At 67.8% G+C, this 14,012-nt stretch carries 8 protein-coding genes and 1 tRNA gene; 7 read left to right on the top strand and 2 right to left on the bottom strand.

The window, feature by feature from the left end:
* Nucleotides 1–202: 202 nt before the first annotated feature.
* Nucleotides 203–3,184 carry a UPF0182 family protein gene (locus CRP45_RS09125; protein WP_097245403.1) on the top strand — a complete coding sequence of 994 codons (2,982 nt, stop codon included), beginning with the start codon at nt 203–205 and terminating at the stop codon, nt 3,182–3,184.
* An 84-nt stretch (nt 3,185–3,268) separates the two neighbouring features.
* Here CRP45_RS09125 and CRP45_RS09120 read toward each other — a convergent pair whose 3' ends face one another.
* A complete protein-coding gene (locus CRP45_RS09120) occupies nt 3,269–3,823 on the bottom strand; it encodes a transglycosylase family protein (protein WP_067789601.1) in 555 nt (184 codons plus the stop codon).
* Between the two features lie 604 nt (nt 3,824–4,427).
* Between CRP45_RS09120 and CRP45_RS09115 the strand changes: the two genes are divergently transcribed.
* Nucleotides 4,428–4,501, top strand: a tRNA-Met gene (locus CRP45_RS09115).
* 130 nt (nt 4,502–4,631) lie between these two features.
* Here CRP45_RS09115 and CRP45_RS09110 read toward each other — a convergent pair.
* On the bottom strand, nt 4,632–5,237 hold the full coding sequence (locus CRP45_RS09110) for a DUF8020 domain-containing protein (protein ID WP_097244754.1): 606 nt from the start codon (nt 5,235–5,237) through the stop codon (nt 4,632–4,634).
* A 285-nt stretch (nt 5,238–5,522) separates the two neighbouring features.
* Here CRP45_RS09110 and lppU point away from each other — a divergent pair, with 285 nt between their 5' ends.
* From lppU to CRP45_RS09085, 5 genes are all read left to right on the top strand, one after another.
* Nucleotides 5,523–6,179 (top strand): LppU family putative lipoprotein, encoded by a 657-nt coding sequence (gene lppU / locus CRP45_RS09105; protein WP_097244753.1) that lies wholly within the window; start codon nt 5,523–5,525, stop codon nt 6,177–6,179.
* An 81-nt stretch (nt 6,180–6,260) separates the two neighbouring features.
* On the top strand, nt 6,261–6,824 hold the full coding sequence (locus tag CRP45_RS09100; RefSeq protein ID WP_179830824.1) for a YbhB/YbcL family Raf kinase inhibitor-like protein: 564 nt from the start codon (nt 6,261–6,263) through the stop codon (nt 6,822–6,824).
* A gap of 606 nt (nt 6,825–7,430) precedes the next feature.
* Nucleotides 7,431–9,173: a fatty acyl-AMP ligase gene (locus CRP45_RS09095; RefSeq protein WP_097244751.1), complete on the top strand. Its 1,743-nt coding sequence runs from the start codon at nt 7,431–7,433 to the stop codon at nt 9,171–9,173.
* A 26-nt stretch (nt 9,174–9,199) separates the two neighbouring features.
* The gene (locus tag CRP45_RS09090; RefSeq protein ID WP_097244750.1) at nt 9,200–9,481 is read left to right on the top strand and encodes an acyl carrier protein; all 282 of its coding nucleotides are present in this window, start codon (nt 9,200–9,202) and stop codon (nt 9,479–9,481) included.
* A gap of 121 nt (nt 9,482–9,602) precedes the next feature.
* Nucleotides 9,603–13,997, top strand: a complete 4,395-nt coding sequence (locus tag CRP45_RS09085; RefSeq protein WP_425436926.1) for an aminotransferase class I/II-fold pyridoxal phosphate-dependent enzyme — start codon at nt 9,603–9,605, stop codon at nt 13,995–13,997.
* Nucleotides 13,998–14,012 lie beyond the last annotated feature (15 nt).

Below are 14,012 nucleotides of genomic sequence, written 5' to 3'. Positions count from 1 at the left end.
CCTCGCATCACCACCGCGAGCCGATCGGCGAAGCCACCGAAATCCGTTCCGCCGAGCTCACCGAGGCCACACACGACGTCGCGATGTCCGTTTCCGTAGAGTGGGCGCCAGACGGTCCGCGAGGACCGAACCGCAACGTCGGAATGCGGCGCACCGACCGAATATGCCGGTCGGGCGCCGCCGGACCCTGGAGAGTGGCACCGTGGGCATGCGGCCCCCAACCGGCTTACCTTCGTTGTCCCGACGCAGCCGTGTGCTGCTGGTGGGGGCCATCATCCTGGCGGCGTTGCTGCTGCTGGGACCGCGGCTGACCGACACCTATACCAACTGGCTGTGGTTCGGTGAGGTCGGTTTCCGCGACGTGTATCTGACCGTGCTGCGGACCCGCATCCTGCTGTTCCTCGCGGTGGCGGTGTTCGTCGGCCTCGTGGTCTGGCTCGCGTTGCTGCTCGCCTATCGGACGCGACCGGTGTTCATCCCGGTCGCCGGGCCGAACGATCCGATCGCGCGCTACCGCACCACCGTGATGAGCAAGCTCAAGCTGTTCGGCGTCGGCATCCCGGTGCTGCTCGGTCTGCTCTCCGGCCTGGTGGCGCAGTCGAACTGGGTGACGGTGCAGTTGTTCCTCAACGGCGGCTCGTTCGGTGAGACCGATCCGCAGTTCGGCCTCGACGTCGGTTTCTACGCCTTCGATCTGCCGTTCTACCGGATGGTGCTGAACTGGCTGTTCGTCGCGGTGGTCATCGCGTTCTTCGCGAACCTGGTGACGCACTACATCTTCGGCGGCCTGCGGCTGAGCGGGCGTGAGGGCACGCTCACCAAGCCAGCGCGCATCCAGCTCGCGGTTCTCGCCGGAATCTTCGTGCTGCTCAAGGCGATCGCGTACTGGTTCGACCGCTACGAGCTGCTCTCCAGCGCGCGCAAGGAACCCACCTTCACCGGCGGTTCGTTCACCGACATCAACGCGGTGCTGCCCGCCAAGCTGATCCTGCTGTCCATCGCGGTGATCTGCGCGCTCGCCTTCTTCGCCGGCATCGTGCTTCGCGACCTGCGGGTGCCCGCCATGGCCGCCGCGCTGCTCGTGCTCTCCTCGATCCTGGTCGGCGCGGTGTGGCCGCTGGTGGTCGAGCAGTTCTCGGTGCGCCCGAACGCCGCGGACAAGGAGTCGGAGTACATCGAGCGCAACATCGCCGCGACCAGGCAGGCGTTCGGCATCACCGACGACAAGGTCGAGTACCAGAACTACAAGGGCGACGGCACCAAGAACCCGCGCGACGTTCCCGCCGACCGCACCACCATCTCCAACATCCGGCTGCTCGACCCGAACATTCTGTCGCCCACCTTCACCCAGCTGCGCCAGCTGAAGAACTTCTACGGCTTCCCCAACCCGCTCGACATCGACCGCTACACCATCGACGGCGAGGTCCAGGACTACATCGTCGCGGCGCGCGAGCTGGAGCCGCAGAGCCTCAAGGACAATCAGACCGACTGGATCAACCGGCACACCGTCTACACCCACGGCAACGGCTTCGTCGCCGCCCCTGCCAACCGCATCAACAAGGCCGCGGCCAAGGACGCGACCGTCGCGGGCAGCAGCGACAGCGGTTCCCCGGTCTTCGACGACGGCCCGATGAGCTTCGTCAGCGACATCTCCACGCCGCAGGACCGCCAGGCCATCAAGGTCGACCAGCCGCGAATCTACTTCGGCGAGCTGATCTCCCAGTCCGACGCCGACTACGCCATCGTCGGCGCGGCAGGCCAGCCCGCGCGCGAATACGACCTGGACAACGTGCAGTACACCTACACCGGTTCCGGCGGCGTGTCGATCGGGTCCTGGTTCAACCGGCTGGCCTTCGCCGCCAAGTACGCCGAGCGCAACATTCTGTTCTCCGGCGCCATCGGCGAGGACTCGAAGATCATCTTCAACCGCGATCCGCGCGAGCGGGTCGAGAAGGTCGCGCCCTGGCTGACCGCCGACGGCAACGCCTACCCCGCGGTGGTGGACAAGCGCATCGTCTGGATCGTGGACGCCTACACCACGCTGGACAACTACCCGTACGCGCAGAGCACCTCGCTGGAGGGCGCGGTCGAGGACAGCGTCGACAAGAAGACCGGACGGCTGCTGCCCCGCAAGGAGGTCAGCTACATCCGCAACTCGGTGAAGGCCACCGTCGACGCCTACGACGGCACCGTCACCCTGTACGAGGTCGACAGCGCCGATCCGGTGCTGAAGGCGTGGCGCGGGGTGTTCCCGAACGCGGTGAAGCCGGAGGGCGACATCTCGCCGGAGCTGCGCTCGCACTTCCGTTACCCGGAGGACCTGTTCAAGGTGCAGCGCGAGATGCTCAGCAAGTACCACGTGAACGATCCGCGCGAGTTCTTCACCAACAACGCGTTCTGGTCGGTGCCGAGCGATCCGACGATCGAGGGCGGCACCTTCAAGCAGCCGCCGTACTACGCACTCGTCGGCGACCCGAAGAGCGGACGGCCCGAGTTCAATCTGACCAGCGCCATGGTCGGCTTCAACCGGCAGTACCTGTCGGCCTACATCTCGGTGAGTTCGGATCCGGGGAACTACGGCAAGTTCACGGTCTTGCAGTTGCCAACGGATTCGCAGACGCAGGGTCCGCAGCAGACGCAGAACACGATGACCATCAACGACGAGGTCTCGCGCGACAAGACGCTGTTGCAGGGTTCCAACAAGATCAAATACGGCAATCTGCTCACCCTGCCGATCGCCGACGGCGGCATTCTCTACGTCGAGCCGCTGTACACCGAACGCAACAGCGGACCGAACACCTCGACCTTCCCGCAGCTGGCCCGCGTGCTCGTGAGCTATCGCGATCCGGCGACCGGGTCGGTGCTCGTCGGCTACGAGCCGACGCTCGCCGCGGCACTCGAGAAGATCTTCCCCGGCAGCGGCAGTGCCGCGACGGCGCCGAAGGCCGAGACGCCGAACCAGCAGGGGACGACCCCGCCGCCGAACCAGGGCGCCACCGCGCCGCCGCCCGCCCAGGGAACGACCCCGCCGCCGCCGAACGCGAAGGACGCCGCGGTCGTCGAACTGGACGCGGCCCTGCGCAATGTGCGCGACGCTCAGCGCAGCGGTGATCTGGCCAGTCTGGGTGCGGCGTTCACCAGGCTGGAGCAGGCGATCAAGGCGTACGAAAACAGCGGTCGCTGACGCCTTCAGCACAAAAGCGGCGCTGCCATCCCCAGTGATGGCAGCGCCGCTTTCGTGTGCTGTGGCGGTGACGGGGTTTCGGCGTCAGTTGCCCAGCGAGTCGATCAGCGCGCTGTGCTGCGACAGCAGCTGCTGGTACTGGCCCTCCAGGCCGTACTGCTTGGCCAGCTCGGCGCCGGTGCTCTTGACCTGGTCGACGATGTCCTGGCTCTGCTCGACCGCGGGGGCGGGAAGCTCGGGCGCGGGGACGGGAAGCGCGGGGGCGACGGGCTCGGCTTCCGGCTCCGGAGCGGACTGGCCCGCCTGCAGGTACTTGCCGCACGACGGCCAGGCGCCGACACCCTGGGTGGCCAGCACGTTCTCGGCGACCCGGATCTGCTCTTCCTTGCTGGCGTTGTGGGCGTAGCCGGTGCCGCCGTTGGCGGTCCAGGTGCTCTGCGAGAACTGCAGGCCGCCGTAGTAGCCGTTACCGGTGTTGATCCCCCAGTTGCCACCGCTCTCGCACTGGGCGACGCCGTCCCAGTTGTGGGTCGCGGCGGAGGCCGAGGCGGTGGAGAGTGCGAACGGGACGGCAACAAAGGCGCCGGTGATGGCGGCGAGGCCGAGGGCGCGGGTGCTGAACTTCCGGTTCTCAGACATGGTGGTTTCCCTCCCTGCGCCCACCGACTCGACGAATGTCATCGCGTCCCTGTCCCCAGGAGGTCGGGGATCCTCGAACCGCGGGACAGGGTCGCCGGTGTTCGGCGGTTCGAGTTCGAGCCCATCACGGTTTGCTCCGGGCCGTGGACCGACCGTAACCAAGAAATCTCGGCAGATCACATCTTGATAACTATGAGAATTGCATGAAGCGAATGACGCGAAAATCGATGTATGCCCAGGTAAGAAATGCCTCGAGGACAGGTTCTGGTCAGTACGTTATAGCACCGTTATGTGCGCGAGATCACCCTGAAATAGTGACGGCTGTCACGTTTGAAGCGCGGAACTGGTCGGTCGGCTTACGAAAAATGGCCGCCGACGGCCGTCGATGCACGGGCGGCACGCGCAATGTCCGCTCGGTCGGCTCTGCTTGTCCGCGGCAAGTCCGCGCCCGCGAGTGAGTTGCCGCTCGGAGTGGTGATCTGCTCATTTCGTCGTCGAGTGAGCGCTATCCGATTCCTCGGTAACCCGCTGACCTGGCCGAACGGCCTCCTCGGTAAGCGATTTGCCTTCCCCGCGTAGACGTGTGTAATCTGGTGTTCACCGACGCGGGGTGGAGCAGCTCGGTAGCTCGCTGGGCTCATAACCCAGAGGTCGCAGGTTCAAATCCTGTCCCCGCTACTAAGAAAGGCGGCCCCGGAACCACATGGTTCCGGGGCCGCTTTTCGTTGCATTGGTCTGCGTTCAGCATCGGGTGCGGTCGGCGGGCGGCCGCGGCGCGGTGCGTCCGCCCGCCGACGTGGTCATGCGATCAGGGCTGGCCGCTGATGGCCGCGTTCATCGCGTCCATGAACGGCTGGCCGCCCATGATGTAGCCGCCGGCGATCGCGCCGACGACGGCGCCGATGGGTCCGGTGATGATGCTGAAGAAGCCGAGGCCGAGGACGGCGCCGATCAGGCCGCCAAGCACGCCGCCCGCCACGAGGCCGACCACGTTCTTGTTGATCTCCGTGGCGAGGCGGGCCTGCGAGTCGACCGGCTGCATCTCGCCGATCGCCTTCGCGTCCGCCGCCGGCGTGAGCGTCAGCTTCCTGCCGTCTTCGCTGATCTCGTTCGCCACCGACAGGCGCTGTCCGGAGAGCTCGTAGGTCAGCGGCACGTCGGTGACGACCGCGCCGCGATCGGACTTCAGCACCACCTTGGCGCCGCCGTCGACGATCTCGAACCGGCCGTTGTCGACCGTCGTGGTGACAACGCGTGAAGCGTCGGCCAACACCGTGCGGTAGCCGACGCCCTGGTCGACGCCGGACGCCGAAAACTCCTGCTGATCAGCGGGTTTCGCGTGCACGGCACCCGCGGTGAGGCCGACCGCCGCGGCGGTCAAGAGTGTCGTTGTGGCAAGCATGCCGAACTTCATGCTGAATTCCTTTTGACGAGATCTCCGGCTCCCGTGGCCGGATGGCGGGTGACTGTATAGCGCGCGGGCCATACGGCGTCCGAAAATCTTTGGACTTCAGCCGAATTCGGCAGGAAATTGGGCATATCGTTGCCCATTCGTGACCTAGTCAGATGACCGAAATGCCCGGATTCGACAACCTGTCCGGAGTCGTGTAAGCATTTCGTGAGTTTCAGAGTGCAAGTTTCAGACTTCAGATCTCGTCAAGGGCGGGGTTCGAAGCGTGACAGCTGTGGAGGGCGAGACGTGTCGCGCCAACGTGTTCGTGCCGGTTTCGCCTTGGCCTCGTTCTTGCTGGTCTGCGCGGTGTGCACCGGCTTGACGATCATGGTCGCGTTCGCCATGGACGACGCGGAGCCCGCCCGTAGCGCGAGCCCGCAGCTGGTCGACAACATCCGTGCGACAACGGTTTCGGCGGCGCCGTCGACATCGAGCGCGCCCGAGCCTGCCGCCGGGGAACCCATCGCCGAGGGCGAGCTCAGCCCGGCCAGCAAGGCGCCGACCGCGATTCTGCTGAACGTCGGTGACTGCGTGGTGCTCGGCGGCGGCGCCGACGAAATCGAGAAAGCCGCCTGCGGCGGCGGCAATTCCAGCTACAAGGTCTTCGACAAGGTGCCCGCCGACGGCAAATGCCCGGCCGACGCCGACCAGTCCTACGGTCAGCGCGTGCGCGGGGTCGAGCAGGGATCGTTGTGCATGGATATCGACTGGGTCGTCGGCGGCTGCATGGAACTCGGCGCGGGCAATCCGAAACACATCGATTGCGCCGCGGGCGGTACGGCCAAGGGCGTGCGGGTGCTGGAAGTCAAGCAGGGCATCACCGATGTGAACCAATGTGCCTCCGGCAATTACGGATTCGTCTACAACCAACGCCGCTTCGTGGTCTGCGTCGCCGAACTCTGACGTGGGGCGCCGACTTTTCGGTGATGCCATCGGTACCCGTACGGTCGCGGAAACCAGATCGAATCCGCGCGGGTCTCGCGGGTGCCGGGCGGCGCGTCTTGTCGGGACGAAGGCCGCGACCACGTAATAATCCAGGACGTGAACGCCAATGAGGCACTTCTGGCCGCGTTGCGGCACGAGCGATTCGTCCCGGACAAGATCGATGCGTTCGCGGGCGCCGAATTGTCGGCGAAGTACGGCGGTGTGCCGGTGTCACCGGGCGGGAAACTCTCGGTGGCGCAGACGGCGAACGCGCCCGAGCTGGAATGGCCACTGGCGGATGACGAATCCGCTTCGTACACGGTTCTGATGTTCGATGTGGACGCGCCGTCGAGGTCGGCGTCGCACGGGCTGTGCTGGCTGCACTGGGCGGTGGGCGACGTTCCCGGACTCGATATCGCCCGTGGTTCCGAGATCGTGCCGTACGCCGGTCCGACGCCGCCCGCGGGCTCCGGGCCGCACCGATATGTGCTCGTGGTCTACCGGCAGGCGGAGGAAATGGGCGTCCGCCAACTCGGCCGCCCGAAATTCGATCCACTTCGCTTCGCGCATTCGCAGGCGCTCGAGCCCGTCGCCGCGAATTTCTTTGTGGCTGAGAACGAATAACCGGCGCCCCACGAACACTGGCGCTGCCCGGCATCGGGCGGCGTGTTCTCTTCGCCGTCGCGGGTTCGCGCCTTGGCCGCCGAATTGATCGCGGCGTCCTGAGCTGGGCCGCGCGTGCCGGTGCCTTCGTCGGCTGCTGGGGCAGTGAGGTTCGAGCGGCTGGCGGGCGCTCCCGAGCGACAGCAGTTGGCACAATCGCGACTCGCGTCTCGTCGATCACCTCACCGTGCCGCGCGGTCACCAGGGCATGTAGGTCGGGTGAATGAAGGTCACGTCCAGTCGGTCTGGCGGGATGAAGGGGGCCTTCAGTCGGTTACCGCACCGACCATTCTGGACACCAGGCGCTGACCCGACGGTCGCTGCCCGCCCAACTCGGTCGCCAACCGGCCGACTGCAGGCAGCTGACCTGCTCGAAAATCGGGTCTACCTGATGTCGCCTGCACACCCCGGGGCATGCCGCAGACCCCGGGGTGGGCGCGCTCCACACCTTTGGTGCCTATTTGCCGAGAAATTGCGGGCGGACGATAGCTATCGAGGCCGGTACACGGAAAGACCAGACCTCACCTTCCCTCGATACACGAATCACCCTCCCCAGGAGTTCACCGGATGCATCCCACCTTTGTCGCACACGTGCGAGGTCAGGCCGCCGCCTACGGCGACACCAGGTCCTACACCTATCTGCGCGAGGTCGGCCGGGAGCTGGTCGAGGAGGTCGTCACCTACCGGGAGTTGGACCGGGATGCCAGAGCGCTGGCCGAGTGGCTGACCCGGCGCGCCGAGGCCGACCGGCCGGTGCTGCTGCTCTATCCGCCCGGCCTCGAGTTCCTGCGCGCCTTTCTCGGCTGCCTCTACGCCGGCGTGATCGCGGTACCCGCCCCCGCGCCGCACGACGCGCGCAGCAGCCGGCGCGTCCTCGGCATGGTCGAGGACGCGGGCGCCGGGCTGGTCCTCACCACGGCCGAATTCCGCGAGCCGCTGGCCGCGTGGCTGCGCGCGGGCGACGAATCGGGCGTCGCGGTCGCGGCCACCGATGAGCCGCTCGGCGACCCGGACGCGTGGGTCATGCCCGCGCTCACCGCGGAGACCACCGCCTTCCTGCAGTACACCTCGGGTTCCACCAGCGAGCCCAAGGGCGTGGTGGTCTCGCACGGCAATCTCATGCACAACGAAGCGGCCATCAGCGAGGCGACCGCGGCCGACGACACCAGCACCGTCGCGAGCTGGTTGCCGCACTTCCACGACATGGGACTGATCGGAATGCTGCTGCAGCCGCTGTACGCGGGAAGCGATCTCGTCTTCATGTCGCCGATGACGTTCCTGAAGCGTCCCGTCCGGCTGCTGGAGGCGGTCGACCGTTACCGCGCACAGGTCACGGTGGCGCCGAACTTCGCCTACGAGCTCCTCGCGCGGCGGGTGACCGACGCGCAGCTCGCGGGACTCGACCTGTCGTCGCTTCGGGCGGTGTTGAACGGCGCCGAACCGGTCCGCGCCCGCACACTCGACGCGGTGGTCGAACGGCTCGGTCCCGCCGGGTTCGCCCCCGACGTGTTCCTGCCCGTCTACGGGATGGCGGAGGTCACGCTGCTGGCCAGCGCGGCGCGGATCGGCCGAGCGCCGGTGCGCCTGGCGGTGGATTCCGCGGCCCTCGAACGCGACCGGATCGTCCCCGCCGAGAACGGAACGCGCTTGGTGAGCTGTGGCGCGGCGGCGACCGATCTCGACATCCGGATCGTCGACCCGGTAACCCTGCGGACGCTGCCGGACGGGCAGGTCGGCGAGATCTGGATCGGCGGACCCAGTGTGGCGCAAGGGTATTGGAATCGACCGACGGAAACGCGCGAGAAGTTCGCCGCCTACACCGAAGGCGTCGGGCCGTATCTGCGGACCGGTGATCTCGGCGCCCGTCACGAGGGTGAGCTGTTCATCACCGGGCGGCTCAAGGACCTGATCATCATGAACGGCCGCAACCTGTATCCGCACGACATCGAGGAGGCGGTGCGCGACGCCCATCCGGCCGTCGCCGACGCGCCCGGCGTCGTGCTCTCGATCGACGCGGGAGACCAGGAGCGGCTGCTGGTCGTCCAGGGCGTGCGCACCGCCGCGCTGGGTGAGCTGCCCTCCGCCGAACTGTCCGCCCGGATCAGGGCGTTGGTGTCGCGCGGTTTCGACTTGCCCGCGCCGAACGTGGTGCTTGTCGAACACCGCGCGGTGCACCGCACGACCAGCGGCAAGGTGCAACGCAATTCGATGCGGTCGGCGTTCCTGGACAACACGGTCGACGGCGTGTTGCACGAGGAGATCGAACCGTCCGTCCAGCGTCTGCGCGCCCGCGCTCTCGCCACCCTCTGACCGAACCACCGAGGAGATCACCGCAGATGAGAACTCTTGTGCTCGCCCAGCAGGGCGCCCTGGTCGTCGACTGGCTCACCGCGCGGGTGGCCGACCACCTCGACCGCTCCGCCCGCGATATCGACCCGACCCTCCCGCTGGCCGAACTGGGCCTCGATTCGGTCTCCGCGGTGAACATCTGCGGCGAGATCGAGGACGAGTGGGATCTCGACCTGGATCCGACGATCGTGTTCGAGTACCCGACGATCCTCGACCTGGCCGTGTACATCACCGACCAGGTCGCCGACAGACTCGGGCTCGCCGCATGAGCGAGCGAGTCGTGCGCGTGCGCCGTGCGTATGCCGGAGCCGAGTCCCGGCGAGGCGCAGGCATGAGCGGACGTGGTGAGCGGATCGTGCGGCCGGAGCCGAGCCCCAACGAGGTCCTGGCATGAGCCGACGCACCGAGCGGATCATGTGCGGGCACGCCGCGCGGACGACGGAGCCGAGCGACGCGATCGCGATCGTCGGCATCGACTGCCGCTTCCCGCAGGCGCCGGATGCGCGGGCGCTGTGGGCGCTGCTCATGGCGGGCGCGGACGCCATCGCGGAGGTCCCCGGCCAGCGTTGGCGCGCAGGCGATTTCCACGATCCCGCCGGTGGGACCGGCCGGGTCAACAATCGCACCGGCGGCTTCCTCGCCGACGCCGACGCGTTCGACAACGAGTTCTTCGGCATCGCGCCGCGCGAGGCCGCGGCGATGGATCCGCAGCAGCGGCTGCTGCTGCAGTCCGCCTGGCGGGCGTTCGAGGACGCCGCGCTCGACCCGCGGCGGCAGGCGGGTTCGAACACCGGTGTGTTCGTCGGTGTCATGGCCAACGAATGGGCGACCGTGCACATGCGCGACTACGCAGGCATCACCCCGCAAATGGGTTCGGGCAATGGCTATTTCATGACGGCGAACCGGCTGTCCTATCAGCTCGATCTGAAGGGACCGAGCATGGCGGTCGACACCGCGTGCTCGTCGTCGCTGGTCGCCGTCCACCAGGCCTGCGTCGCACTGCGCGCCGGAGAGTGCGATCAGGCGCTCGCCGCGGGCGTCAATATCGCGGTGACGCCGGCGCTCAACGTCTTCTACACGCAGGCGGGCCTGTCCGCACCGGACGGTCGCTGCAAACCGTTCAGCGGGAAGGCCGACGGCATCGGCCGCGGCGAGGGCGTCGCGGTGCTCGTGCTGCGCAGGCTCGCCGACGCGCAGGCGGAGGGGCTGCCGATCTACGCGGTGATCAAGGGCAGCGCGGTGAACAACGACGGCCGCAGCAACGGGATCACCGCCCCGAACCGGTGGGCGCAGCAGCAGGTCGTCGCCGAGGCGTACCGGCGCGCGGGGGTCGACGCGGCGCAGGTCGCGTTCCTGGAGGCGCACGGCACCGGAACGGTGCTCGGCGACATGATCGAGGTCAAGGCGTTGGGCGCGGCCCACGCGGCGCGTCGCGAACGGCCTTGTGCGATGGGCTCGATCAAGGGCAACCTAGGCCACACCGAGGGCGCCGCCGGTATCGCGGGGTTGATCAAGACGACGTTGAGTCTGCACCACCGCGTCGTGCCGCCCACCAGGTACGCGGCGGACGAGAACGCGCGGCTGCGCATGGCCGAGCACGGCCTGCGGCTGCTCGCCGAGCCGATGACGTTGCCGGACGGCCGGATTCACGGTGCTGTCTCCAGCTTCGGCATGGGCGGCACCAACGCCCACATGGTGCTCGCGAGCGCTCCGGCGACGCCGCAGGCAACCGAAGCGGATGGCGGTGGCGTGATTACGCTGTCGTCGAACGATCGGGAGGGATTGCGGCGCAACGCCCTTCGGTTCGCGGAAGTAGTGGAGCAGGATGGCGCCGCGCTGAGCAGGCTGTGCTGGTCGAGCAACGAGGTGAAGTCCTCGGGGCGCCATCGGCTGTCGCTCGTGGTGCGGGATCGTGACCGCGCGGTGGATGCGTTGCGTGCCTGCGCGGACGACGCCGAGCTCGGGACGCATTCCGGTGTCGCCCAACGCACTTCGATCGGCTGGTTGTTCACCGGCCAAGGCGCGCAGTACCCCGGCATGTCCCGTGCTCTGCGCGAGGCGTCCCCGGCGTACCGGCGGGCACTCGCCGAGGTGGACGAGCGGATGACCGCCCACCTGCACCGTTCGGTGGCCGAATTGCTGCTCGGCGACGACGAGATCGTGCACCACACCGAGTTCGCGCAGCCTGCGATCTTCGCGGTGGAGTACGCCATGGCTCGGGCGCTCACCGAGCTCGGTGTCGAGCCCGCGTGGCTGCTCGGCCACAGCGTCGGCGAGTTCGCCGCGGCCGCCGTCGCCGGGGTGTTCTCCCTCGACGACGCGTGTCGTCTCGTCACCGCCCGAGGTCGACTCATGCAGCGGCTGCCGGGCGGTGGCGCGATGCTCGCGGTCCGGTCAACAGCCGACGCGGTGGCCGAGCTGATCGCGGGCGACCCCGACGTGGCACTCGCCGCCGTCAACGGTCCGCGCGAGATCGTGCTGTCGGGTGCCGCCGCGTCGATCGCCCGCATCGGCGCGGTGCTGACGGATCGCGGCGTCACGGTTCGCCCGCTGACCGTCTCGCACGCCTTCCACTCGCCGCTGATGAATCCGATGCGGGACGAGTTCGCGCGGGTGGCCCGCGACTGCGCCTACAACCCGCCGAGCATCCCGATCTACTCGACGTCGCACGGCCGCCTGCTCGCCGCCGACGAGCCGATGGATGCCGACTATTGGATCGAACACATCAGTGCCACGGTGCTTTTCGCCGACGCCGCGGCCGCCGCGCTGACCACCGAGCCGACGCATCTCATCGAGGTCGGGCCCAAGCGCACGCTCGCGCCGATGCTCGGCCGGGCCCATCCGGAACTCGCGGCGCCGATCCTTGTGCCCTGCCCGGGCCCGCGGGCCACCGGCGACGAACTGGCCGACACCATCGCCGCGCTCTACCGCGACGGACTCGACCCGCACTGGGAGGCGCTGTACGAACCCGCCGCCCGAATCCGGCAGCGCATCGGCGGATACGAGTTCGACACGAGCCGCCGCTACTGGACGCAGATCGACGTGACGCCGACCAGCGGCGCCGCTCCGGAAACGACAAACCCCGCTCCCGAAACAACCACGCCCGCACAGCAACACACCGAGGAAACCACCATGGACCAACTCATCGCCCTCTTCCGCGAGCAGGCCGCCGTGCTGGCGGCGGCCGCCAAGGCGGAGGTGGCAGCGCAGCCGACCCAGCCCCGACTTCCCGGTCGGTCAGGACGAGTCGGCGCGGATCTCGACGCGGCGGCCGTGGTGCGCGCCGAGGCCGCGCGGGTCAGCGGGTTTCCGGTCGAGAAGCTGAAGGACGGCGAAACGATCTGCGGTGAAATGGGTTTCGACTCGATCATGACCGCCGACCTGTTCAGCGGTCTCGCGCGCAAGGTCCCCGGTCTCGTCATCGAGCCGAGTTGGTTCACGGAGTCGACGACTCTCGGTGACGTCGTCGGGCTCGTCGCGCCGCATGTGGCCGAAGCCGAAAGTGGCCAGGCGACAGCACTTCTCGACGACGTCCCGGCGACAGAGGTTCCCGACGCACCGGCGCGGTCCGACGTGGAACCGCAGTACCGCATCGCGGACTTCCCCGAAGTGCAGGCGATCGCCGACCGCATCGAGATGGCCGAGAAATTCGGCGTGTCCAACCCCTACTTCGTGATCAACGACGGGGTCACCCGGGACACCTCGGTCGTCGAAGGCCGAGAGGTGTTGAACTTCTCCAGCTACAACTACCTCGGCTTGTCCGGGCACCCTGCCGTGACCGCCGCGGTGCAGGACGCGGTGGCGCGGTACGGCAGTTCCGTCTCGGCAAGCCGCGTGCTCTCCGGTGAGAAGACGATCCACGCCGACCTGGAACAGGAACTCGCCGCGCTGCTCGGCACCGAGGACGCGATCGCGCTGACCAGCGGCCACGCCACCAATGTCACGGTCATCGGGCACATCGTCGGTCCCGACGACCTGATCGTCCACGACAGCCTGGCCCACGACAGCATCCTGCAGGGCTGCAAGCTCTCCGGCGCCACCCGGCGGCCGTTTCCGCACAACGACCACGCCGCGCTGGACCGCATACTCACCGACATCCGTGGCCGATACCGGCGCGTGCTGATCGTCATCGAGGGCGTCTACAGCCAGGACGGCGACATCCCCGATCTACCCGCGATCATCGAGGTCAAGAAGAAGCACAAGGCGCTGCTGATGATCGACGAGGCGCACAGCGTCGGCGTGCTCGGCGCGACCGGCGGCGGTATCGGCGAGTACTTCGGCGTCGACCGCGCCGAGGTGGAGCTGTGGTCAGGGACGATGTCGAAGGCGCTCGCGGGCTGCGGCGGTTACGTCGCGGGCAGCCGGGAACTGATCCGCTTCCTGAAGTACACCGCACCGGGATTCGTCTACAGCGTCGGCATCACCCCGGCCAACGCCGCGGCCTCGCTCGCCGCACTTCGCCAGATGCGTTCGGAACCCGAAGTTTTCGACCGCCTGCGCGGTTTGTCGCGGATGTTCCTCGAACTCGCCAAGGAGGCGGGCATCGACACCGGCGACAGCCACGACACCCCGATCGTTCCGTGCATCATCGGCGACTCGATGCGCACCCTTGCGCTGTCGAATGCCCTGCTGCGCAGGGGAATCAACGTCAACCCGATCCTGCACCCGGCCGTGCCGGAGGACAAAGCGCGGCTGCGGTTCTTCCTCACCACGTGCCATACCGAAGAGCAGATCCGCTACGCGGTGAAGGTGCTCGCCGAGGAACTCGCGATCTTGCAAGCGTGATCGGACGGCCGCGCA

Source organism: Nocardia amikacinitolerans (genome assembly GCF_900215415.1).
Classification (GTDB): Bacteria; Actinomycetota; Actinomycetes; order Mycobacteriales; family Mycobacteriaceae; genus Nocardia; species Nocardia amikacinitolerans.
Note: the sequence above shows the minus strand (reverse complement) of the source record. Positions and strands in the feature narration are given on the sequence as shown.